We start from the raw sequence: 23,349 nt of genomic DNA, 5'->3' as shown, positions 1-23,349 counted from the left end.
ATCGGAGCGGGTCCGATCGGTCAGGCGGCGGACAACTGGTCGGCAAGACGGCGATGTTCGACCATCAGGCAGCGATCCTGAACGGCGAGCAGTCCACCCTGACGGGCGATCTCCATGGACTCTTCGTTGAAGATGCCGCTTTGCAGCCAAAGGCAACCGGCACCGATGCGCACCGACTCCTCGGCCAGGGGCGGGGTCTCCTCGGCGCGCCGGAAGAGATCGACGATATCGACGTGGATCTCTTCCGGAATCGCCTCCAGGGAGTCGTAGCAGACTTCGCCCAGGATCTCCCCGCCACCTGGACGGACCGGAATGATGCGATAGCCGGCTTGCTGCATGTAGGATGCGACACGGAACGAGGCACGATCGGGCTTGGGGGAAAGCCCCACCACGGCGATGACGCGCGCCGTGGAAAGCAGGGTGACGAGCGCGTGGTCGGTAGGTTCGGACATGGTTTGTTTTTCCTTCTCCTGAATGGTATGTTGTTCTATCGACAGGAATCGCGCCCCCCCTCGGGCGCGGCCATGGCCCAAAAGATCCGGTCTTCGCCAGCCGGAGTATGGACCAGTTTGAAACGACAGGATAGACAGACCCCATCCCCCTTGCCGGTACGCAGGGGCAGGTTGATCTGATTGATGTGTCCGCTGGAGGAGAGCAGGATGGCGATGGCCCCCCAGATGGCCGGATCCTGGGAGAGTTCACGCACCGAACGACCCACCCAGGTGGTGGTATCGATCTCCATGGCCCTGGCCCCCTTCTCGTTGACCGCCAGGATGCGATGGTCGCCATCGGGTTCGAACCAGATGGCCGGTTCGGCGATATCCTCGGGGTTGAGGACCGGTTGGCGCGAACGGGTCGAATGGGCCACCTGACGCAGCAGATCGGTTTGGGTCAACAGGCCGACCAGACGTCCATCGGCGGCCACGACCGGCATGCGGCGATGGCCGGTGCTGGTGAAAAGATCGAGGGCATGCAGCAGATCCCGTTCCGGTTCGATGTTTTCGGGTCTGCTTTTGGCCAGGGAACGGGCGGTCGCGGCGGGGGTGAAGGTGGGGGAGACGTAATGGCGCAGGATCTCCCCTTCGGTGATCATGCCGAGAAAATTCTCCCCCTCCCGCACCAGGACGCAACCGCGATGGCGCTGGGCGATCTGACGGGCGATATCCCAGTAGGTCATCTCCGGCGGAACGACCGGAAGATCCGAGGCGATCATGTCGGCGACCCGGTAGTGGGCCAGCAGATTGGAACGGGGAAAGGCGCGCAGGATCTGTTTTTCGGTGATGCCGCCGGAGAGCATCTCATCCTCGTTGAGCACCGGGAAACGGCGGAAGCGGCGTCGATAGTAGATCTGGAGCAACTCCTGGCACGGAGTGCTCTCGTGGACGATCTGGGGGAGCGAGACCGGCAGTTCGCCGATGCGGGCCGACTCGGGCTTCACGCCCTGAATCATCCATTTGATGCAGTCGTATTCGGTGATCATTCCGGTGATGACCATGTTCTCGAGCACCACGGCGAACCCGGCGGCCTCGCGGGTCATGCGCCGGATCGATTCGACCAGGGTGGCATGCGGGGTCAGGGTGACGACGTTGGAAAACATGCAGTCGCGAACGAGTTTCATGACAGGCTGGACCTCGAAGAATCGTGGGTGACGGTCAACAACGGCCATGGCCTTTTGTGGACCGACTGGTATTATGCTCAACGGATTGGGGTGATGTCCCGGTTTTTTTTTCATGGAACTCCCGAAGGGAGCTGCATGAAAATCCCGACGGTGGATCCCTGCATGATCCTGAATCGCACAGGCAACAAAAAACGCTGAGAAGACTCTGAAAATGATGTTGGAGCGGGCACGCGAGGTTCTGGGCATCGAGGCCGAGGCGATCCTGGCCATGGGCAACCGGCTCGACGCCGGATTCGAACGGGCGGTGGAGACCCTGCACGCCTGTCGCGGACGGATCGTGGTGACCGGAATCGGCAAATCGGGCATGATCGGACGCAAAATCGCCGCCACCCTGGCCAGCACCGGCGCGCCGGCCTTTTTTCTCCACCCCGCCGAGGGGAGCCACGGGGATCTGGGGATGGTGACGCGCCAGGACGTGGTGATGATCCTCTCCAACAGCGGGGAAACCGGCGAGGTGCTGGCGCTGCTGCCGGTGTTCCGACGGCTCGGAGTGCCGCTGATCGCGCTGGTGGGCAAGCCCGAATCGACCCTGGCGCGCATGAGCGATGTGGCGCTCGACATCGGCGTGGAGCGCGAGGCCTGTCCGATGGGGCTGGCTCCGACCAGTTCGACCACCGCCGCCCTGGCCATGGGAGATGCCCTGGCGGTCTGTCTGCTCGAAAAACGGGATTTCGGTCCCGAGCAGTTCGCCTTCCTGCACCCTGGTGGCTCCCTGGGCCGTCGGCTGCTGGTTCGGGTCGCGGATCAGATGCACACCGGAGTGCGCATCCCCCAGGTCTCCGAACAGGTCTCGGTGCGCGACGCGCTCATCGAGATGACCGCCAAACGGTTCGGCATGACCGGCGTCGTCGATGAACGGGGCCGTCTGACCGGCGTGATCACGGATGGGGATCTGCGCCGCCTGATGGAACGGGATGCCGATCCCTTGAACCGGGTGACCGGGGAGATCATGACACGGGATCCGAAGGTGATCGCCGCAGAGGCGTTGGCGGTCGAGGCGACCCGTCTGATGGAACGGTTGAAGATCACCAGCCTGTTCGTGCTCTCCGAAGAGCAGGTTCCGGTCGGGGTGATCCATTTGCACGATCTTCTGGAAGCGGGGTTGATGTGATGCGTTCCGGAACACGCCTGGAGACGGAAACGGGGCGCCCCGGCCTGCTGCGACGCCATGGCAAGCATCTGTTTTTGTTGTTCGCGCTATTGATCGTGGCGAGCGTATTGTGGTATCTCAAGCAGCCGCATGGTTTGCGTGACCGTGACGATTCGGGGTTGGATCCCCTGGCCGGACGGGAAGGGACCATGGTGACGGATGTGCATCTGACCCAGTTCGACAAGCAACGCACCCGCTGGACCCTGGATGCGCCGAGCGCCCAGCGTGGCGAGGAGAAACGGATCCTGATCCACCATCCCCGCCTCGCCTTTGCCCTGGAAGGTCAGGAAGAGGTGGTGGTAACCTCGGAGAGCGGCGAAGTGGACGGGGCCACGGGCCGGATGAACTTCGCGGGCCGCGTGGTGGCCGGCGACCCGGCCATGGGGCGTCTGATGACGGAACAGTTGCGCTTTGACCCCGAAAGGAAGATCTTGTATACCGAGCTGGCGTTCCGCATGGAACGCGAAGAGATGCGTCTGGAGGGACAAGGTTTGACGGTGGAACAAGAAGCGCAGATTCTCAAGGTCGAGTCCCATGTCCGGATGACCTTTCCCTCGGCGATACTCATGACGGAGCAACCATGAAACCCAGGATTCTGGCTGGATGGATGCTGGCCCTGCTGGCGCTGACGACAACGGAAACGGTGGCGGCGCCCCAGGCTTCGCCGCGCATGCTGGCGTTGTCGATCACCTCGGACCGTCTGGAGATGGACGACAAGAACCAGGTGGCGATCTTCTCCGGACATGTGGTCGCCGACGACGGACGGATGCGTCTGACCTCCGAAAAAATGACGGTGCGCTACGACAAGCGGATGAAGGGCAACGGCGGCGTGCGCGAGGTCAAGGCCGAAGGGCGGGTGACGATCCAGCAGGAGCGCGACCATGGCACGGCGGATGTCGCGCTCTATCAGGTGGACAAACGGGTCGTGGAGCTGATCGGCAACGAGCGTGACGCCACGGTGCGGCGTGGTGATGATCAATTGACCGGCAAGCGGATTCTGGTGACCCTGAATCCCCAGCAGCGCATCGACAAGGTATCGGTGCAGGGTGCCGAGAACCGCCGTGTCAGCGCGCGCATCACCCCCTCCGGGGTGATCAGTCAGGATGGCGGCCCGCCGCGTGTCGAAAAAAGCCCCGCAGCCGCGGAAACGGGTGGCGCGGAGTCGCACCCCGCCTCAGGACCGGCCATGGCGCGAGAGAAAATCACCCTCCCCGCCCCCGGTCATCCGGTCGCCCCAGCCGGCGGAAAAAACGCGACCGGCGAGGGACGGGGCCAGACCACTCCCGCCGCTCCGCTCCCCGCCGCCTCGCGGGAGAATGGCGATCCGCGCCCGAACCGCCTCCCGGAAAGCGCGGCGACGCCCCAGGAGGTCGAGAACGGTTCGCCAACGACCGAACTGGAGCCACCCTCGCCCAAACCCAGGCGTCGGGTGCTGCAACCGCCCGCGGCACGCCGGTGAGCGCTTCGGTGAATCCGTGCCTGGAGGCCAGGGATCTGGGCAAGAGCTATCAGGGCCGGGCCGTGGTCAACGCGGTCTCCCTGGCGGTGGAGCCCGGGCAGGTGGTGGGACTGCTCGGACCCAACGGCGCGGGCAAATCGACCATGTTCTACATGTTCGTGGGGCTGGTGGTACCGGATTCCGGATCGATCTGGCTGGACGGCACGCCGATCACCAGCGAACCGATCCATCTGCGCGCCAGGGCCGGAATCGCCTATCTGCCGCAGGAGCCGTCCATCTTCCGCAAGATGACGGTGGCCGACAACATCCTGGCCATTCTGGAAACCCGCCCCCTGAACCGGCGCGAGCGTCTGGAACGGCTCGACCGGCTGATGCAGGAACTGGGCGTCGATCATCTGGCCAACACGAAAGGGTATGCCCTGTCAGGCGGAGAGCGGCGTCGGGTGGAGGTGGCGCGGGCGTTGGCGATCGAACCGCGCTATATTCTGCTGGATGAGCCGTTCGCCGGCGTGGATCCCCTGGCGGTGGCCGACATCCAGACGATCATCCGCCATCTGGCGGGCCTGGGCATCGGCATTCTGATCACGGATCACAATGTACGTGAAACCTTGGGAATTTGCGATCACGCCTATATCCTAAGCCAAGGAATGGTGTTGGCGAAGGGCCGACCCGAGGAGGTCGTGCAAGATCATCAGGTGCGCACCATGTACCTGGGCATGGATTTTCAATTGTAGGGTTATCAGGGCAACCGGGTTGTTGGCATGGCGTATGGTCTGACACAAGAACTGAAGCTGCGCATGGGCATGCAACTGGTGATGACACCCCAGTTGCAGATGGCGATCCGTTTGCTCCAGATGTCGAGTCTGGACCTGGCCGAATACCTTCAGGAGGAGCTGGACAAAAATCCGCTGCTCGAAAGGGACGACGGCCCGTCAGGCACGCTCGAGGGCGAAGAGCCCCTGCCCTCGGACAAGATCGCCAAGAGCGATGACCTGCTGGATACCGCCGCGCCGATCATGGAGACCACCATCTCCGACGATCTGCCGGTGGACGCGGACTGGTCGGATGTCTACTCCGGCGACAGCTACGGCGCGGCCCAGTTCGAATCCCCGGCAGGCAGCGAAGCCCCACCCCTCGAAAACACCCTCACCCGTGGCGACACCCTGTTCGATCACTTGAGCTGGCAACTCGGCGTCACGGCGATCAACAACCGCGAACGGGTCTTCGGCATGGCGATCATCGACGCCATCGACGACAACGGCTATCTGGGCACCGATCTGTCGGTGCTCGCGGAGATGACCGGCGCCTCCCTCGAAGAGATGGAGGATGCCCTGGTGTTGGTGCAGTCCTTCGATCCGCCCGGTATCGCGGCGCGCAACCTGGCCGAGTGCCTGCTGCTGCAACTCAAGGCCCGCAAACAGGCGGTCCCGCCTTACACCTCGCTGCTGGAGCGTCTGGAGGATCTGGGCCGGCGCGACTATCGGAAGCTCAAGCGTCTGTTGCGCCTCGACGACGACGAACTGGCCGACGCGGTGGATCTGATCCAATCCCTGAACCCCAAGCCAGGACTGGCCTTCGGGGTCGAGCAGGCCAACTACATCATTCCCGATGTCTTCGTGCGCAAGCAGGAGGGGGAGTGGGTCGTGGAGGTCAATCCCGAAACCGTGCCCCGTCTGCGCATCAACCGCGCCTACGAGAAGGCGATCAACGACCGCATGTCCGAGCGGGACAAGCGTTTTCTGACCGAAAATGCCCGTTCCGCGCAATGGCTGATCAAGAGCCTGGAACAACGCTCCAGCACCATCTATCGGGTTGCCGAAAGCATCGTCCGATTTCAGAAGGATTTTCTCGAGTACGGCCCCGAATATCTGCGCCCCCTGATTCTCAAGGATGTGGCCGACGATATCGGCGTGCACGAATCCACCGCCTCGCGGGTGACCAGCAACAAGTACATGCACACCAACCGGGGCATTTTCGAGCTGAAGTTCTTCTTCTCCTCGTCCCTGGCCTCGGACACGGGCGAAAACCACTCCTCCGAGGCGGTGAAGTTCAAGATCCGCAAACTGGTGGAGGGGGAGTCGCCCCGCCGACCGCTCTCCGACGAAAAACTGGCCAAGATCCTCCAGGATCAAGGCATCGCGGTGGCCCGGCGCACGGTGGCCAAATATCGGGATGCCTTGAACATTCCCTCCTCCTCGCGCCGCAAGCGACTCTCACCCGACAAGTAATCCCAAGGGAGCACGCCCCATGCCCTGGACCAAGAAAATCCGCCACTTGATTCTGGTCACCGGGCTGTCGGGCGCGGGCAAGTCGAGCGCGCTCAAATATCTCGAAGATCTTGGCTATTTCTGGGTGGACAATCTGCCGTTCGCCTTGATGTCGGCCTGTTTGACCCATTTTGCCCAGGACCCCGAAACCACGGGCCATCTGGCCATCGGCGTGCATCTGCGCGACGCGGCGGCGCGGGCCCGTTTCCAGGAGTACCGGGAGGCGTGGAGCGAGACCGTCGAGCGGGTCGAGACGATCTTTCTCGAGGCCGATGCCGACGTGTTGATCCGGCGTTATCGGGAGACCCGGCGCCGTCACCCCCTCGCCGACGAGATGACCGTGGCCGAGGCGGTGCGCCGCGAGATCGACGACCTGTGCGCCTTGCGCGCCGGCGCGGACATCATCATCGACACCACGTCGCTGACCGTCCCACGGTTGAAGGAGCATCTCGACCAGTTGTTCCACTCCGGGGTGGACGCGGATCTGATGATCTTCCTGCGCTCCTTCGGCTTCAAGCACGGGGTGAACACCGACGCCGATATGGTGTTGGATGGTCGTTTTCTGCTCAATCCCCACTATGACGACGCGTTGCGCCATCTGACCGGACGGGATGAACCGGTGATCCGTTTTCTGGAACAGGATGGGGAGGCGAGTCTGTTCCTCGACCGGCTCGAATCGATGTTCGAATACCTGATCCCCCGGTATCGTCAGGAGAAGAAACGCTATTTCACCGTGGACATCGGGTGTACGGGCGGCAAGCACCGTTCGGTCTATCTGGTGGAGCAACTGGCCACGCGCTTGAAGCGCCACGATTTCCAGGTGCGGGTGCGCCATCGCGATCTGAAGATCCGCTAATCACGCCCCCGTCGAAAGCGGGAGACGCTCCGCGCGTCCAGCTTGGGGGCGATGCGCGCGTCCGGTTTGGGGGCGATGCGCACGTCCGGTTTGGAGGCGATGCGCACGTCCGGCTTGGGGGCGATGCGCGCGCCGGGCGTGGCCGGCCCGCCAGGGGCGGCGACGCCCCGCCGACACCAGGCCAGAATCCCCTCCAACGCCTCATCCAGTCGCGCCTCCACCACCACCTCGGCCCCGGTCACCGGATGCCGGAACCGGATCGCGCGGGCATGCAGGAACATCCGCTTCAACCCTCCGTCCCGCAGATTCCGGTTCAACGCCGGATCCCCATACTTCCCGTCCCCGGCCAACGGATGGCCCAACCACTGAAAGTGGACGCGGATCTGGTGGGTGCGTCCGGTGTCCGGATAGGCGGCCACCCAGCTCCACGCCCCGAAACGCTCCAGGATCTCATAACGGGTGCGGGCCGGATCCCCTTCCCTGCCCCCCGCGATCACCATGCGTTCCCCCCCGCGGGCGTTCCCCTTGATCAACGGCTGATCGATCATCCCGGTGGTCGCACGGGGCTCTCCGGCGATGAGCGCCCAATAGGTCTTGTCCACCGCGCCCCCCTTGAACGCCGCGCTCATGCGGCGCGCGCTCGTCTTGTCCAGGGCGAACAGCAGACACCCGGAGGTCTCCTTGTCGAGCCGATGACACAACTCCGGCACCTCCCCCGCCCCCTCGCGAGCCAGCATCAACCGCATGGCATCCACCACCCCCCATGTCTGTCCGCTCCCCCCGTGTACCGGCATGCCGTGGGGCTTGTCGAGCACCAGCAACGACCGATCCCGCCAGAGAATCCGCCCGTGCAGGGCGCGCAAGGCCCACTCCGGAACGCCGGTCTCCGGCGCGGCGGGCTCCCGGCTCTCGAAAGGGGGAATCCGCACCTCCTGTCCGGGCTCCAGACGGTGATTGCCGCTCGCCCTGGCGCCATCGACCCGCGCCTCGCCGGCGCGCAGCCAGCGCTGTGCCAGGGCAGGTGGCGCACCAGGGTTGTGAACGAGCAGAAAACGATCCAAACGCATGCCGGCCTCATCCGGGGTCACCAGAATGCGTCGGACCGGAAGGCGTTGCGCAAGGTTCTGTTCAAGCGGGTTTGCTTCCATGGCAGAAAAGTCCTATACTTGATCCTTATTTGACGCGGCCAGGAAAATCAGCCGCTTTTTATCGAATTTTTATGGAATTTCACTCCAGTGGCCCTGCCACCGGATCACTCGAACCCCTGGCCCGATCCGTCCGTCCTCTGGGAGGCGCACCACGGTGCACGCTTCGTTGCGAGCCGTGATTCCTTCCGCGCGACTCGACCAAGGATCACGGGCCTTACCATGCAAGGAGAACCGCACGACCATGACCAAGCGCATGCTGGTGGATGCCACCCATCCGGAAGAGATCCGCGTTGCCATCGTCCAGGACAACAAGCTCATCGATCTGGACATTGAAACATCAAGCCGGGAACAAATCAAAGGCAACATCTATCTGGCGCGCGTCTCGCGCGTCGAACCCTCGCTACAAGCCGCCTTCATCGATTTCGGCGCGGGCCGCCAGGGGTTCCTGTCGGTCAACGACATCCACCCGAAATACTACCCCACCGGAGACAAAGCCGAACCCCGTCTCGATTTCATCCCCCTGCCCCTGCCGGAACCCCTGGAGGAGGAGGGAGAGGACGAAGAGGACGAAGAGGACTCCGCCGAGACGACCACGAGCCTCCCCTCGCGTCCGCCCCTCCCGTCGGACGACACCGACGAAACCGACGACACCGCCCATCCGGTCGCCCTTCCCCTGGAAGTCTCGCGCGCCATGGAGATCGCGGAGCGGATTTTCGACGATGCCGACGATGCGGACTCCCCGGAAAACGGTTCGTCGGATGCGACGGACGACGGACGATACGAATCGGATCCGGCTTCCGCCGCCGCATCCGAGGGCGAGGAGGAGCTTGATGAACCGGTCTGCGAGGATGACGCCCCTCGGGAGAGCGCCTCGGACGACGACGCCATGGGCGGGGATGCCGATGGCGAAGCCCATGGGGATGATCTGGATGGCGTGGTGGAGATCGACGAGGATGGCGCGCCCCTGCCCGACACCTTCAAGCGTTTTCCGCGCCGGCAGCGTCTGCCAATCCAGAAAATCCTCACCCGCGGACAGAAACTGCTCGTGCAGGTGGTCAAGGAACCGCGTGGCAACAAAGGCGCCTCGCTGACCACCAACCTCTCCCTGGCCGGTCGCTACGCCGTGCTGCTGCCGGAAAACGAGGGGGGTGGCGGCATCTCGCGCAAGATCACCGATGGCCTGGAGCGCAAAAAGCTCAAAGAGATCCTGGAGACCATCGCCATTCCCGGCCAGGTGAGCCTGATCATCCGCACCGCCGGCCTGGGACGCACCAAACGCGAGATCATCCGCGATCTGAACTACCTGTTGCGCCTCTGGAAAAAAATCCTCGAAAACGCCTCCCAGGCCGACGGGCCGACCCTGATCCACGAGGAGGGAGATCTGATCCTGCGCACGATCCGCGACCTTTACGCCACCGACATGAGCGAAATCCTCATCGACGGCCAGGAAGGCTATCGGCGCGGCAAGGAGTTCATGCGGCTTCTGATGCCGCGCTACATGAAGGTGGTGCAGCCCTACAAGGAGTCGCAACCGATCTTCTCGCGGTTCCAGATCGAGAATCAGATCGAATCCATGCACGATCGGGTGATTCAACTCAAGGCCGGCGGCTATCTGGTCATCGAGGCGACCGAGGCCCTGGTCTCCATCGACATCAACTCCGGTCGTTCGACCCGGGAGAAGGATGTCGAGACCACAGCCTTCAAAACCAATCTCCAAGCCGCCGACGAGATCGCCCGTCAACTCCGCCTGCGGGATCTCGGCGGTCTGATCGTCATCGATTTCATCGACATGGAGGAGAAAAAGCATAACCTGGAGGTGGAACGGCAGATGCGCGATGCCCTGAAACTGGATCGGGCCAAGATCCAGTTGGGCAAGATCTCGCAGTTCGGACTGCTGGAACTCTCCCGGCAACGGATGAAACCAACCTTCAGCGAGACCAACCGCATGGAGTGTCCGCGTTGCAAGGGGCTGGGCACGATCCGTTCGGTGGAATCCTCGTCGTTCCACCTGTTCCGTCTGCTCGAGGAAGACATCTCCAAGAACCGTTACACGCGCATCGTCTACCGCACCTCCTGGGACGTGGCCAACTACCTGCTCAACCACAAACGCGCCCAGTTGGCGGAACTCGAAGCCGAAAACAAGGTGACGCTGTTGATCCAGGGTGACGAGAGTCTCCAGACTCCGGAGTATCGCGTCGAGCGCACCGACCGTCCCAAAAGCGGCGGCGAGGAGATCGTCGAGGCCAAGAGCGGCGGACGCAGCCAATCCGGACGCGGAGCCAGAGGCCCGACCCCCGCCACCGAGGAGGGACGCGCCAAGGCGCCGGTCAGGACGCCAGCCCCACCCCCGCCGCCTCTGCCATCCCCGGTGCCGGAGCCTTCGGATGGCGACGAGGATGACGAGGAACCCGGTGACGAGGGATCGCGCGTCGAGAGCGCCCCGGATGCGGCGACCGCTGGCGAGCCGGTGGAAAAGAAAAAGCGTCGCCGTCGTCGACGCCGCAAGTCGTCGGCTCAGCAGACCAGTGCCCTGCCCCCCCGTGCCGAGTCCGAATCCGTGAACGAACCGGAAGGGGAAGCGTCGTCCGGGGATGACATGGACTCCTCCGACGCCTCCATCCCGCTCCCGGAACAGACGGTCGCGCCACTCGGAACGGACCTTCCGACTCTGGCGGGATCCCCTGAAGAGAAGCCGGTTGTCGCGGGAGAGGTGTTGATCGAGGGGGTGCGTGCCACGGCGGCGCCAGGGTTGTTCATTCTCTCCCGACCCGAGCCGACAGCCAGGCGCGAGGAGCCGGCTCCGGTCGTCTCCCAGCCGGAACCCGCCGCCAGACGCGCAAAGCCCGCTCCGATCGCGGCCAGGCCGGACGAGACAGACGGGACAGACGAAGCCGGTCCGACGAAAAACCCGGAGAGCCCCCAGGAGCCGCAACCCAAGCCGGCCTCAAAGCGCAAGCCCAGAACCAGGTCTGGCGCGGCGGCCAAGACGAAGACGACGGAAGTCGTCGATCCGGTGGAGTCTGGCGTTGTCGAGACCGTGGCGGTCGAAGAGACGGTGGCGGTCGAGGGTCAACCCGAGGCCAAGCCGGCACGACGGCGCACCCCGCGCAAGCCGAAAGCCACCCCGGAACCGGCCCTGTCGTCGGTGGTCGAGATGATCGAGCCGGTGGCCGCCGTCCCGACTGAAGCCGAGGAGGAGGAGTCCGAGGAGGGGGCATTGGATGGCAAGACCCGTGCGCCGAGACGACGGAGACGGCGACGTTCGACTGGCGTGGCGCGACAGGGCTCGGGCGAGGGGGACGAGGGTGGTGTCGAGGGCGAAGGGGCTCCGGCTGCCGACAAGGGCGAAGGTGGCGACAAGGCCCCCAATGCGCTGACCCCACCGTGGGAGAACTGATGGAAGCGTGACCGGATTCGGCCTCGACAGTTGCGGGGTCCAGAGGCCATTGGCCCCTGGGCCTCGACAATTGGCGGGGTCCAGGGGCCATTGGCCCCTGGTGGGGTTCGGGGCGAAGCCCTGAGGTTTTGACTTTATCTTTTTCGTATCTTTATGTCTTTCGCGCGCCTTGTCACGATAAACGAATTTTCGCTCAAGCTCGCTAAAAACAAAAAAAAAAGACAAAACCTCAGAGGCTCCGCCTCCGAACCTCTGCCGGGGACCTTCGGCCCCCGGTCCCCCGCAACCGTTGAAAATCCCACCCCACGCAGGCTTGACAGCATCACCACCCACACCACCATGGACCAGCCATCCCCCACCCACCCGCCGGTAATCTTTCTGATGGGCCCAACGGCCTCGGGCAAAAGCCGCCTGGCCATGGAACTGGCCACCCGCCTGCCCTGCGAGATCGTCAACGCCGACTCCGTGCAGATCTATCGCGGCATGACCATCGGCGCCGCCAAACCGACCACCGAGGAACGTCACCAAATCCCCCATCACCTGCTCGACGTGACCGGTCCAGACACCCCATGGTCTGCGGATCGCTACCGCGAGGCGGCTTGGGAACTGATCCCACACCTGCACGCCCGTGGCGTGATCCCCCTGTTCGTGGGCGGCAGCGGCCTCTACCTGCGCGCCGTGGAACAAGGCCTGGCCGCAACCCCGCCCATCGATACCACACTGCTGGATCAAATCCGCACCGAGGCCAACCAATCCGGCTGGCCGGAAGTGCATCGGATGCTCGCCGAAGTCGATCCGGAGTCGGCCCAACGCATCACCTTGAACGACTCCCAACGCATCCTGCGCGCCCTCTCGGTGTGGCGCGCCACCGGCATTCCATTGAGCCGCTGGCAACGCGAACAACCCCCACCACCACCCTGGCCGATTCTGAAACTGGCGCTCCTGCCCCCCCGAACCCTGCTCTATCCGCGCATCGAGGCTCGCTTCGACCAGATGCTGGACAGGGGACTCCTGGACGAGGCGCGCACCCTGCTGAAACAAGGCTGTGACCGCACCCTGCCCGCCATGAAGGCGGTCGGCTACCGGCAACTGTTCGAATACCTGGATGGAAAACACACCCTGGCCGAGGCGATCCATCTGGCCAAACAAGAGAGTCGCCGCTACGCCAAACGTCAGGAGACCTGGCTCAAACGCGAGAAAAGGTTGATACTCCTGACCCAGGAACCGTTCATCGAAGAGGCTCTCGCGCACATCTCCCTGTTTTTGGAAGTCGCCTGCCCGAAAAAACCGGATGCAGGCGCCCATCCGACCCCATGAACCGCTCTCCCTTTTCCAGTTCGAGAAAATAACGTGAGTCAAGAAGCCAAGATCGACCGTTCCCCCAAACCCATGCGCGTTCTGCTGGTGCAGACCATCGCCCAAGGGGAGAGCCGGGACCACGCGGAACGACTCGCCGATGAGATCGAGCGACTGGCGGTGAGCGCCGGGTTGCAACCGGTGGGCCGACGCTATTTTCCCCTGTCTCGTCCCCACGCTGGCACCTACCTGGGCAAGGGAAACCTGGAAACCCTGGCCACCGAGGTGATCGAACACGAGGCGGAACTGGTGCTTTTCAACCACGCGCTGACCCCGGTGCAGCAACGCAATCTGGAAAAAGCGCTGGCGGCCAAGGTTTCGGATCGAACCGGGGTGATTCTGGAGATCTTCTCGGCCCGCGCCCAGACCCGCGAGGGACGGTTGCAGGTGGAGTTGGCGGCACTGCTGTATCAACAATCGCGCCTGGTGCGCTCCTGGACCCATCTGGAGCGTCAGAAGGGCGGCGTCGGTCTGCGTGGCGGACCGGGCGAAACCCAGATCGAGGTGGACCGTCGTCTGATCCGGGAGCGGATCCGGCAACTGGAGAAGAAACTGGAGACCGTGCAACGCACCCGCGCCCTGCAACGCCGGGCGCGCCAGGAGGTTCCTTTTTACAGTGTGGCGCTGGTCGGTTATACCAACGCCGGGAAATCCACCCTGTTCAACCGCCTGACCGGCGCCGGGGTGTTGGCCGAGGATCAACTGTTCGCCACCCTCGACCCCACGGTACGACGGATCCGTCTGCCGAACGGCGAAAAGATCATCCTGAGCGACACCGTGGGATTCATCCGCGATCTGCCCCATCAACTGGTCGCCGCGTTCCGCGCCACGCTCGAGGAGACCCTGGAAGCGGATTTATTGCTGCATGTGGTGGATCTGTCCGATCCGGAGTGGGAGGCGCAGCAGGAGTCGGTGGAGGAGACGCTGCGCGACCTGGACGTGGGCGACAAGCCGCTGTTGACGCTTTACAACAAGGCGGACCGTCTTCCGCCCGAGGAGTCTGGCCTGGGCGAACGGATGGCGGCGCGGGTGGATTCCCTGGTGATTTCGGCGGTGACCGGAACAGGATTGGATACCCTGCTTGCCACCCTGGGAGAGCGCTCGCGAGGCAACTGCCGTCTGCTGTGTCTGCGCCTGCCGATCACGGATGGCGCGCTGCTGGCCCGGCTCTGTCGGGAAGGGCAGGTGCTGGAGCGGCACGACGACGAGACCCACATTCACCTCACCCTCGCCCTCTCCCCGATCGCGCGCGGTCGCCTGGAAGCCGACATCCAGCCTTTCATCACCCTCTCCCCCAACGGAGAAATGCCCGTCTCCGCGCCGGAGTGATCCCTTCGTGATTCCCGCAGAGATGGACAGACCTGCCTTCACCACCTTGCCAGCCCGGATACCGGGACATAATCCGTGACATCGGGCGGTCCGGGGGCGAACAGCCAGCGATCCCCTCCCCCATCCCCGGCCAGGGCGATCAGGGAGCTTGAAACCGTGCCAAAGCCCGACGCAAGCTGGAAGCACAGGGCGCTGTTCTTCTGGTCCGCCACCACCGGCTCACGGTTGCCGAGGAGCGCCCGCCATGCATGCCAATCCCCCACTTCAGGACGCGGCGCGTCTGCCGTCCGGAAGCGGGGCAGATGGGCGACGACCCTCTTTTGCGCAGTATCGTTGAGTTCCCCACTGGAGAGGATCGAAAGGCCACAAGGCACCTCCACCACGGTCATCCCCGGCGTTCCGATCCGTTCCGGATCGAGGACGATCCAGAAGGCGTCGCCACCACGATCCGCCACCACCAGATTGCAAGCCTGGTAATCCTCCGGATCGACCCCCGCTTTCAGACGATCCACCGCCTCGCGCGCCGTGGACGCCCGCAGGGCCAGGAGTGGCAAAGTGCCACGGGACCGTTTACCAGGCTGACCGCCCAGCGTGCCGGTGCGGTTCAACACGGTGGACAGAACGCCGCCCCGCGACATCGCCAGCCAACTCCCCTGCCCGATCCGATCCAGCCCCCCAAGGATATCGGGATGCTCGGGCCAATGCGCATCCGGGGGCGACCAGGGGCGCTGACGCATCTCATCCCGGTTGGCCCCGATCAACAAAGGCCAACGCGGATGGTCCGGACGACGCAGGATCACGAGGATACACATGGCATAACCCCTTGTTTCGACAACGCCCCCATCGCACCCCTTTCCACGCCACACGCTTTCGGCCAGTCTCTGTCCATGGATCACCGGACTGACACCAAGGATTCAAACCGCTTGCCAAAGCAGAGGAGCGATTGAAGACAATTTCCGCTCCGATGATCTTTCCACTTGTGCTTTCCGGAATAATCATGCAGAATGTGGCGTTGTATCAAGGGGCCGTAGCTCAGCTGGGAGAGCGTCGCGTTCGCAATGCGAAGGTCAGGGGTTCGATCCCCCTCGGCTCCACCAATTTCTTTCATAAGTTATTTCTCCGCAAGCCGCCCTTTGGGGCGGCTTTTTTTGTGCCTGCCGAAAAATCCAATATTTCCAAGAGTTGCGCGGGACGGTTCGAAAATACATTTGTTCATAACTTTGGCTTGCAGGATTCGAAAAAATCGGTTACTATTCTCTATAAGGCGATATTCTCAAAAACCTGTGGACAAGCCTGGGTTGAGTCCAAAAATTACGGACTCACTTAACGCCATGATATTTGGAGAATATCACTGACTTCTAATGCTTGTCTGGTTCAATGTAAAACTTGGGTGTAGAGAATGGCGAGAAGATTTAAAATTGGGTCCAGGTTGGTTCAGTGACACCTTCAGAATTTTCGGCTTAATGGATATACGGTCCCCGGATATTGGAAATGGGTTAAGATTCAGGAGAGTGAATATTTTGAATTGAGTATGGTGTCCCCGGAATTCAGTCGCAGTATGGTGTCCCCGGAATTCAGTCGCACTGCAACAAAGCCCAGAGAATGAGTTTGAAACTGTATCACTCGCTCCACCATTAAAGTTGTATGAGGTTTTCTCGTTGCCAAAGCTGCCTCCCAAGGCGGCTTTGGCGTTTCTGGAAAACTCCAATGTTTCCAAGAGTTACGCAGGCCGGTTCGCAAACGCACTTGGTCAAGATCCGGACTTGCGGGAGTCGAAATTGGCGGATATCATTCTCTCTCCGGTCCCATTCTCCAAAACCTGTGGTCCCGCCTTGGGTGAGTCCGGAAATTACGGACCAACTTAACGCAATGATATTGTGAGAATATCATTGCGTTAAGTTGGTCCGATTCGATGTGAAACTTGGTTGCGGAGAATGGGGGGGGAGGATTCGAAAGTGGGGTCAGGTTGATTGCCCGTTGAGAGAACGAATCTCCTGAATAGTAGGCACACATAAATAGTTACCATATTTAATATTATTTATTGAACGCTATAATAAATAGCATTATGTTATTGTTCGACAACAAGGGCGTTTGATGTTGATTGTATTAAATTCTAGATTGCTTGGTGTTATATTATGAAAGGTTCCAATGCCTGATCTGAAAAGCGACATCATGGGACGCGTATCACGGCTTCCGTTAAAACCTTCCAATGCCGCAGCACTTATGCCATTACATGAGGCTTTTAGTAATGCTATTCACACTGTACGAGACAAATTCGCAGATCAAGCTGTTAAGCTTGGTAGAATTAACATTCACGTTCTGCGCGAACATGATGATGTTATAGGGTTTCGCATTGAAGATAATGGAATAGGCTTTAATGATGAGAATTTTAAATCATTTTTGACTCCTGATAGTTGCCTGAAAATTTCTCTTGGGGGGAAAGGCGTAGGTCGTCTTTCTTGGTTAAAAATTTTTGGCAGTGCTCATATTGAAAGTATATATCAATCTGCTGGAGATGGCGTGACGATGCAGTCACGTTCTTTTGATTTTGTACTTTCTTCGAATGATCAAATCCGGAACGTAGTTTCTGGTCCAGTTGATGAAAAGAAGTCCGGGACTACTGTCACATTGTCTCGATTTATTGATGTATATAAAACACGATGTCCAACCAGGTCAGAAACGATTATCCATCGTCTAATCGCACATTTTTTACCAACTTTTGCTTCTGGGGCATGCCCTCCAGCCTACTTGCACGATAATGATGAAATAACAGATCTTCGCGATTATTTTAATAGTAAGATTAATAAGCAAAAAGAAGAAAGAATAGTTGTTAAACTAGAAGACGATGAAATTAACCTAATTATTCACCACATGAAATGCGATAAAAGTATTCGTCCACGAGGCGGTAAATATAACTGGATGTACTTGTGTGCCGACGAACGTAGTGTTACGGAACAATGTGTCGACGACCAGCTTGGGCTAAAATCTCTTGATGATGAGTTTATTTATGTTGGATGTGCGGCAGGAGATTATTTGAATCAACATGTCAATCAGGAGCGAGATGGTTTCACTTTTCCATCTAATGAAGAAACAGAAATTCGTCGTGGAGTAGCCAATAGTATCCGTGAATTTTTATCAGACTATGTTGCTGACATGCGACGTAAAATGGTAATAAATACACAAAGCATTATTCAAGAAAATCCTCAATTTATTTATCTTAATGACCAGCTCGATACTTTTATCGCATCCCTGCCACTCAGTAGTGCTAGTAATACTGAAGAAGTTTACTCATTGATGTGTTTGAACCGTTATCGTAGGCAACGAACCTTTAAACGGATAGAGAAAGAGATCAAAAATGCTCCCGGCCACGATGAGGCTATTCGTGTAAAGGTTGATGAATACATGCGTTATGTGGATAATGAACGGACAGGCGCGCTTGCTGAGTATGTAGCGAAGAGAAAGGCAATTTTGGATTTCCTGGATACTTTGACAGGTTATAATGATGCAGAGAGTCATAAGCATTACCTTGAAGATGCCGTCCACAGTCTTATTTGTCCTATGAAAGTTGATTCATCGCAGCTAGAATTGATCAGTCATAATCTGTGGATACTTGATGATCGGCTTGCATTCTTTAATTTTTTTGCTTCCGATAAGGAAGCGAAGCAATATCTCAACACTGAAAGTCGTGAGCGCCCAGATCTGACTTTTCTTTATGATAGCTGTCTGGCATGGCGTGAAGGAGAACAGCGTGGAGATAAAATTGTTATCGTTGAATTCAAACAGCCGGGCAGAGAAGTGTATAAAGATGAAGACCCTGTTCGGCAAGCGCTGAGATATGTCAATCTGATGAAATCGTCACGGACGTTTAAGGATAGAACAGGACGTGTGGTGTCTAATATCAGTGAACTGACTTCATTTGATTGCTATATTATTGCTGATCTCACGGAAGGGTTACGCAAACATCTGATTGGTTTGCCTTTGCAAAGCACGCCTGATGGCGAAGGAATGTTTGGGTATACTGACAATCCAAGATCATATGTTGAAATTATTCCATTTGCAAAATTGCTCCGAGATGCAAAGGCTCGTAACGCTGCTTTTTTCCAAGCTCTTGGTTTGGATGGTTAAAATCTCAAAATCCGGAAATCGGAAATCCCCGAAATCCGAAATCCCGTAAATCCGGGGACACGTAAATCCGAAAATCCCGAAAATCCGGGGACACCATACCAATTTCATTTCAGTCCCCGGATACTCTCTCCCGGCGATCCCGTCGCTCATGCGTGGGCCAGGGATTTCATCACTTCATCAATCTTTTCCAACTCATCGACGATCACCCGCATCACCATGAACAAAGATGCGGCGGGTGGCGTGTCTTCCTCGGGCGCGAGGCCATCCTGATCACCGCGCCGAAGGTGGGACGGGAAGGCGCATCTCCTGGCCGGGAGGGGTGAAACGTATTGAACCGGCGCGGGCGGCTGGTTCAACTTCATGACGGCGAACAGGGCACCGAGGATCAAGGCGGTTTGCGCCGCGAACATGCCTGCCGTCCATTTGATGGTGTCGGCCTCGGCGGCTTCGATCTTCACTTCCAACGCCTTGATGTCACGCTTCGTTGCCAATTCGTTCAGATTGGCCTGCTGCATCCTCCCGAATGGCGGCTGCCATCCCTTTGGCCTGTGGCTCATCAAACCCAGATGCCTGGAGCGTTGCGACGAATTTCAAGGCATCAAACGGGACGGCGGCGTGACGCATGGATGCATCTCCTGGCTGGAACGACAACTCATGAATACGTTAGCCGAAATCGTCCAAAGAGGTCCAAGGCATTCCACTTGACATCCCTGGCCAGGGTGAAGCCCGATTGGAGCCACGGGGCTGCAAACTCCTCTATCAACAAGCGGCAACCGCACCCGCCAGACCATGCGGTATTTTGGCGCCTTGATTCCGGCATGGCTCAGGAATGCGGTATTTTTGCGCCTTGATTCCGGCATGGCTCAGGAATACTGGATCAAACCATCACCGGCGATGCCCTGACAGGTGGTCGGATTGGATTGCGTTCAAGCCGTCCTGTTTCGACAGAGCGTCGAACAGGGCAAAACACAACCGTGCATTGTGCGATAAATCCAGAAGATTGATCGTTTTCTCCATCCATTGGGAAAAATCCGCGCCATTGTTGGCCTGTTCCATGTTCCAGAACCCCATGCTCCAGTTCTGAAACAGACGGCGTTCAGCCTGACCACTGACCACGACGTGAATGTTCCGATGACGGCGATCCTGGGCGATCTTCTCCATCAGTTCGTGCACCATTTCCGTGCGCCCCTCCAACATCTGCATGAAATGACCATTGGCATAGATCAGGAAACCGGTGACCCCATGCAGGCTGTTGAACGCCTGCGATTGACGTCGCAAACCTTCCAATTCGCTTTCGGACATCTCGCAAGTGGCTTCGCTCAGATAGATCGTATAATAGACCGGGGCGCCGGTATGTCCCGGTTCCTGTTCCCCCTGGGCGCGGACCGCATCCAGCAGGGCATCGCTGCTCATCGGACGAAAAAAATAGAAGCCCTGTAGCCGGTCACTGCCCAAATGTTGCAACTCCAGTTGCTGGAACCCGTTTTCCACCCCTTCGGCGATCACCTCCTTGCCCAGCGACTTGGACATGCGCACGATCGCGGCTGTAATGGCGCGACTGTCTTCCCGCTTGTCCAATCCCTCCACGAAGGCCCGATCGATTTTGATCGTCGATACCGGCATACGCAGCAGTTGCAACAAAGATGAATACCCGGTGCCGAAATCATCGACGGCGATCCGCATTCCCAGATCCGCCAATCCCCGCAACGCCTTGAGATTGAGTTCCACGTCCGACATCAGGGAGGTTTCGGTGATTTCGATCAGAATGTGGGCAGGCAGGGTCTCCTCTTCGTGCAGGATCCTGGCGAATTCGTTGACCAGGTTCTCCTCGTTCAGTTGTCTGGTGGAGACGTTGATCGAGACATAAGGCGGATTTCGACCGGTCAGTACGCGGCGCCATCCGGTCTGGGCGCGGCATGCCTGCCGGAAAATCCATGCGCCGATCGGCACGATGGATCCCGTACTCTCGGCGACCGGAATGAATACGCCGGGAGAGATCGATCCCGTCGCGGTCTGCCAGCGGATCAGGGCCTCGGCTCCGCAAATGCGGCCATGACTCGCGCTCACGATCGGTTGGAACAACAAGAAAAATTCGTCGCGCTCCAGGGCATGGCGCAGTCCGTTGGAAAGGGTCAGTCTCTGTTGCACCAGGGCATGCACCTCGTCCGTGAACACCCGATACCCGTCGCGTCCCTGCTCCTTGGAAGCGTACATGGCCACATCGGACTCCCTCAGGAGGTCGTCGGCGGAATGGGTCGCGCCATGGCCGATGGCCAGGCCGATGCTGGCGGTGATGAACAGTTGCTGATCGGCCACGGGTATGGAGACCCGCAGGGCCTGATTGATGCGTTCGGCCAACCTGGTCACGGTCTGCAGACTCTCGGTCTGATCGCACAGCACCAGAAATTCATCCCCACCCAGGCGGGCGACGGTATCGCCGGCCCGCATGATGTCGAGCAGAATCTTCGCCACGGCAACCAGCAGACGATCGCCCGTCTCATGGCCGTGGGTATCGTTGATCAGCTTGAAATTGTCGAGATCGATGAACAACAGGGCCACGTTCAGCCCGTTGCGACGCGTGCGCTGGAGAGCATTGGTCAACCGCTCCTTGATCAGGGCGCGGTTCGGCAGACCGGTCAGGGGATCGTGGGTCGCACGCCACAGCATCTCCTCTTCGGCGCGTTTGCGTTCGCTGATGTCCTGGAGGGTGACGACCAGCATCCACCCCGAGCCATGGCGAAATTTGGCGATGCTCGCTTCAGCCGGAAACACCGAACCATCCTTGCGGTATCCCGAGACGGCTCCGCGTCGTCCCATGGGAATCTCTTTGGCTTCCGACGCCACGAACCATTGCATCGATTCGACGTGATGACCGCGCAGATGGGGCGGCAGGAGCAGATGCACCGGCAACCCTTGCAGTTCGTCGGGCGTGTATCCGAACAGTTCGCAAGCCCGGGTATTGACTTGCAGAATCGTTCCTTCGGCGTTTGTGGCAATGACGGCCATGTCGGCGATATCGAGAATCCGACGGGCCGGATCGCCGGACAGAGGATGCGCACGCTCTTCCGGATTGACGTAGAGCATGCAGAGGGTCGCTTCAGACGTACTGAAGGGCAATCGCTCCAGAACGACCTTCAAAAGGAGCTGTTCGGATCCGGATCCGACGCGAACCGTGAATACGCCACGCCACAATCCTTGTGCAAAGGCCTCCTGCAATGCGACATCGAACGCCTCCGGGTCACGCCACAGTTGGCGGATCGGACGACCGATGTCCAAGGCGCATTCCGGCCACATCGAGGCGAAGTGAGCATTGTGGAAGAGCATCCGTCCCTGTCGATCCACACCCGCCACACCACCAGTCGCAAGCGTGGCGTCGTCCGGCGGCGGGATCTCATCATCCATTGTGTTTTGGGGCAACGGTTTGTAAACGTGGCTGCCAAATCGCACGCTGCGATAGCGCTCGGGAATGAAGGGCGGAATCTGTCCGAACCGCTCGATGATCGTGAAGGTTCCGTCGGCATTGCAACGGGAGAGATAACTGTTGACGTGGGCATGCTGAGTGACCGGATCCATGCGCACCTGTCCTTGCAGCCCCTGCACCTCCACCGTGCTCAACGCTTCCAGCAGGGCATCGGCCTGCGTGGATCCGGCCTGTCGCACCGCTGCGGCGAAGGCGTGTACGCACAGATAGGTTCCTTCGCCGAAGTTGGTGATCAAGCCGTTCCCGTGTGGCCAGATGCCGTTCACCCCCTCCATTCGGGCCAGTTGACGCAAATAGGCGTGATTGACTTCGTTCTCAAGACTCATGAAATAGGTGTTTGATGAGTAGAACCCTTCACGCACCCCAGCCGACAATCGACGCGCCATGGCCTCGTCGAAGTGCCCCATCACCACGGCCATGCGCTGTTTGAGTCCCAGTTCGGTGAAACGGGTGAGCAGGGCGATCTGATCCTGTCCGGCAAAATAGGGAACGAAAACATCCGCTCCCGAATGGGCCACCTTGGTCAACAGGTCATCGATGGCGGAACTGCCGATCTCCAGATACTCCTCTCCGACGATTTCACCACCCCAGCGGGTCAGGACATGGCGAGCGGCATCGAGGGAACCCCGTGGCCATTCGTAGTTGCTGCCCGCAAAAAACATTTTAGGACCGAACTCCCGAGCCATGAACGGAATCATGCGGTCGATCTGCTGATTGGGGAGCGCGGCAAAGTGAAAGAAATACCGACTGGAGATGCTGCCTTCGTAAAACGAAAAATTCAGGTAGGGTATGCGACGGGGTTCCGCCACCATGCTGGCGACCGAAATGCGCGCGTTGGACAACAGGTTGCCGATCATCGCCACGCAACGATGCTGATCGATGAGGGCATGCGCGGCGGGCACGGCGGTTTCCGGGAGGCTGCCGTCATCGACGATCACCAGTTCCAGCGGTTTTCCAAGCACGCCTCCGTCCTGGTTGATCTGAGCGCAGGCGATACGTCCAGCCCATGAAATTTCCGGGCCGTAAAGTGCCACCAGACCAGTCAAAGGAGCCATCAGGCCAAGGCGTATCGGTTGCGTCATGGAAGGTCTACCTTATGTGAG

General features: G+C 59.8%; 17 protein-coding genes and 1 tRNA gene. 11 read left to right on the top strand and 7 right to left on the bottom strand.

What is annotated here, in order from left to right:
• Window positions 1–20: 20 nt before the first annotated feature.
• Both ACOY6C_RS03055 and ACOY6C_RS03050 read right to left on the bottom strand, forming a co-directional pair.
• Window positions 21–452: a CoA-binding protein gene (locus tag ACOY6C_RS03055; RefSeq protein ID WP_420904003.1), complete on the bottom strand. Its 432-nt coding sequence runs from the start codon at window positions 450–452 to the stop codon at window positions 21–23.
• 35 nt (window positions 453–487) lie between these two features.
• On the bottom strand, window positions 488–1,618 hold the full coding sequence (locus ACOY6C_RS03050; protein ID WP_420904002.1) for a CBS domain-containing protein: 1,131 nt from the start codon (window positions 1,616–1,618) through the stop codon (window positions 488–490).
• 211 nt (window positions 1,619–1,829) lie between these two features.
• Between ACOY6C_RS03050 and ACOY6C_RS03045 the strand changes: the two genes are divergently transcribed.
• Genes ACOY6C_RS03045 through rapZ form a run of 6 tightly spaced genes read left to right on the top strand, consistent with a single transcriptional unit; the run spans window position 1,830 to window position 7,410 of the window.
• Window positions 1,830–2,789, top strand: coding sequence for a KpsF/GutQ family sugar-phosphate isomerase (locus tag ACOY6C_RS03045; protein WP_420904001.1), 960 nt, complete (start codon window positions 1,830–1,832; stop codon window positions 2,787–2,789).
• Window positions 2,789–3,412 carry an LPS export ABC transporter periplasmic protein LptC gene (lptC, locus tag ACOY6C_RS03040; RefSeq protein WP_420904254.1) on the top strand — a complete coding sequence of 208 codons (624 nt, stop codon included), beginning with the start codon at window positions 2,789–2,791 and terminating at the stop codon, window positions 3,410–3,412. The genes ACOY6C_RS03045 and lptC overlap by 1 nt, the downstream gene beginning before the upstream one ends.
• The gene (locus ACOY6C_RS03035) at window positions 3,409–4,287 is read left to right on the top strand and encodes an LptA/OstA family protein (protein ID WP_420904000.1); all 879 of its coding nucleotides are present in this window, start codon (window positions 3,409–3,411) and stop codon (window positions 4,285–4,287) included. Before lptC ends, ACOY6C_RS03035 begins: the two co-directional genes overlap by 4 nt.
• A gap of 8 nt (window positions 4,288–4,295) precedes the next feature.
• Window positions 4,296–5,021: an LPS export ABC transporter ATP-binding protein gene (gene lptB, locus ACOY6C_RS03030; RefSeq protein ID WP_420903999.1), complete on the top strand. Its 726-nt coding sequence runs from the start codon at window positions 4,296–4,298 to the stop codon at window positions 5,019–5,021.
• Window positions 5,022–5,048: 27 nt separating this feature from the next.
• Window positions 5,049–6,515, top strand: a complete 1,467-nt coding sequence (locus ACOY6C_RS03025; RefSeq protein ID WP_420903998.1) for an RNA polymerase factor sigma-54 — start codon at window positions 5,049–5,051, stop codon at window positions 6,513–6,515.
• Window positions 6,516–6,534: 19 nt separating this feature from the next.
• Window positions 6,535–7,410, top strand: a complete 876-nt coding sequence (gene rapZ, locus ACOY6C_RS03020) for an RNase adapter RapZ (RefSeq protein WP_420903997.1) — start codon at window positions 6,535–6,537, stop codon at window positions 7,408–7,410.
• Here the strand turns inward: rapZ and ACOY6C_RS03015 are convergent.
• Entirely contained in the window at window positions 7,407–8,558 is a 1,152-nt protein-coding gene (locus ACOY6C_RS03015; RefSeq protein WP_420903996.1) for an RluA family pseudouridine synthase, read from the bottom strand. The genes rapZ and ACOY6C_RS03015 overlap by 4 nt on opposite strands.
• Window positions 8,559–8,799: 241 nt before the next feature.
• Between ACOY6C_RS03015 and ACOY6C_RS03010 the strand changes: the two genes are divergently transcribed.
• From ACOY6C_RS03010 to hflX, 3 genes are all read left to right on the top strand, one after another.
• The gene (locus tag ACOY6C_RS03010; protein WP_420903995.1) at window positions 8,800–11,955 is read left to right on the top strand and encodes an Rne/Rng family ribonuclease; all 3,156 of its coding nucleotides are present in this window, start codon (window positions 8,800–8,802) and stop codon (window positions 11,953–11,955) included.
• A 381-nt stretch (window positions 11,956–12,336) separates the two neighbouring features.
• Window positions 12,337–13,272: a tRNA (adenosine(37)-N6)-dimethylallyltransferase MiaA gene (gene miaA, locus ACOY6C_RS03005; RefSeq protein WP_420903994.1), complete on the top strand. Its 936-nt coding sequence runs from the start codon at window positions 12,337–12,339 to the stop codon at window positions 13,270–13,272.
• Between the two features lie 33 nt (window positions 13,273–13,305).
• Window positions 13,306–14,640 carry a GTPase HflX gene (gene hflX, locus ACOY6C_RS03000; protein ID WP_420903993.1) on the top strand — a complete coding sequence of 445 codons (1,335 nt, stop codon included), beginning with the start codon at window positions 13,306–13,308 and terminating at the stop codon, window positions 14,638–14,640.
• Between the two features lie 38 nt (window positions 14,641–14,678).
• Here hflX and ACOY6C_RS02995 read toward each other — a convergent pair whose 3' ends face one another.
• Window positions 14,679–15,452 (bottom strand): NRDE family protein, encoded by a 774-nt coding sequence (locus ACOY6C_RS02995; RefSeq protein WP_420903992.1) that lies wholly within the window; start codon window positions 15,450–15,452, stop codon window positions 14,679–14,681.
• A 209-nt stretch (window positions 15,453–15,661) separates the two neighbouring features.
• Here ACOY6C_RS02995 and ACOY6C_RS02990 point away from each other — a divergent pair.
• Both ACOY6C_RS02990 and ACOY6C_RS02985 read left to right on the top strand, forming a co-directional pair.
• Window positions 15,662–15,737 (top strand) — tRNA-Ala (locus tag ACOY6C_RS02990).
• A gap of 1,051 nt (window positions 15,738–16,788) precedes the next feature.
• The gene (locus ACOY6C_RS02985; protein ID WP_420903991.1) at window positions 16,789–18,765 is read left to right on the top strand and encodes an ATP-binding protein; all 1,977 of its coding nucleotides are present in this window, start codon (window positions 16,789–16,791) and stop codon (window positions 18,763–18,765) included.
• Window positions 18,766–18,911: 146 nt separating this feature from the next.
• Here the strand turns inward: ACOY6C_RS02985 and ACOY6C_RS02980 are convergent, their stop codons facing one another.
• The 3 genes from ACOY6C_RS02980 to ACOY6C_RS02970 all read right to left on the bottom strand — a co-directional run bounded on the left by ACOY6C_RS02980 (window position 18,912) and on the right by ACOY6C_RS02970 (window position 23,328).
• The gene (locus tag ACOY6C_RS02980; protein WP_420903990.1) at window positions 18,912–19,223 is read right to left on the bottom strand and encodes a hypothetical protein; all 312 of its coding nucleotides are present in this window, start codon (window positions 19,221–19,223) and stop codon (window positions 18,912–18,914) included.
• 16 nt (window positions 19,224–19,239) lie between these two features.
• Window positions 19,240–19,389 carry a hypothetical protein gene (locus ACOY6C_RS02975; RefSeq protein WP_420903989.1) on the bottom strand — a complete coding sequence of 50 codons (150 nt, stop codon included), beginning with the start codon at window positions 19,387–19,389 and terminating at the stop codon, window positions 19,240–19,242.
• Window positions 19,390–19,650: 261 nt separating this feature from the next.
• Window positions 19,651–23,328 (bottom strand): ABC transporter substrate-binding protein, encoded by a 3,678-nt coding sequence (locus ACOY6C_RS02970; RefSeq protein WP_420903988.1) that lies wholly within the window; start codon window positions 23,326–23,328, stop codon window positions 19,651–19,653.
• Window positions 23,329–23,349 lie beyond the last annotated feature (21 nt).

Origin of the sequence: Candidatus Magnetaquiglobus chichijimensis, from assembly GCF_045865675.1 — a bacterium.
GTDB classification, from domain to species: Bacteria; Pseudomonadota; Magnetococcia; order Magnetococcales; family Magnetaquicoccaceae; genus Magnetaquiglobus; species Magnetaquiglobus chichijimensis.
Note: the sequence above shows the minus strand (reverse complement) of the source record. Positions and strands in the feature narration are given on the sequence as shown.